Annotated in this window: 2 rRNA genes; both read left to right on the top strand. The window is 38.8% G+C overall.

Annotated elements, in window-relative coordinates:
- Positions 1-149: ribosomal RNA gene (locus CW751_RS15225) — 23S ribosomal RNA — on the top strand; the annotation flags it as partial.
- Between the two features lie 88 nt (positions 150-237).
- Positions 238-351: ribosomal RNA gene (gene rrf, locus CW751_RS15220) — 5S ribosomal RNA — on the top strand.
- Positions 352-389: the final 38 nt, after the last annotated feature.

Raw genomic sequence — 389 nt, 5'->3', positions numbered from 1 at the left:
GATAAGCGCTGAAAGCATCTAAGCACGAAACTCACCTCAAGATGAGAAATCTTTTAAGGGCCGTGGAAGACTACCACGTTGATAGGCTACAGGTGTAAAGACAGTAATGTCAAAGCTGAGTAGTACTAATAACCCGTAAACTTATAGTTCTCTACTGTTACTATTTCAATCACCCAATATTTTCTTAATTAAGACATTAGAAGTAAATAGAGCTTTAATCTATTTATTTCAACGATTTTCGGTGTCTATTGCAGCAGGGTCCACCTCTTACCATTCCGAACAGAGAAGTTAAGACTGCTTGCGCTGATGGTACTGCCAGTTCACTGGTGGGAGAGTAAGACGACGCCACTTTTTTAAAACCTCATACATTTATTTGTGTGAGGTTTTTT

The sequence above is a fragment of the Brumimicrobium salinarum genome, from assembly GCF_002844555.1.
Classification (GTDB): domain Bacteria; phylum Bacteroidota; class Bacteroidia; order Flavobacteriales_D; family Crocinitomicaceae; genus Brumimicrobium; species Brumimicrobium salinarum.
This window is presented reverse-complemented; position numbering and strand designations above follow the sequence as displayed.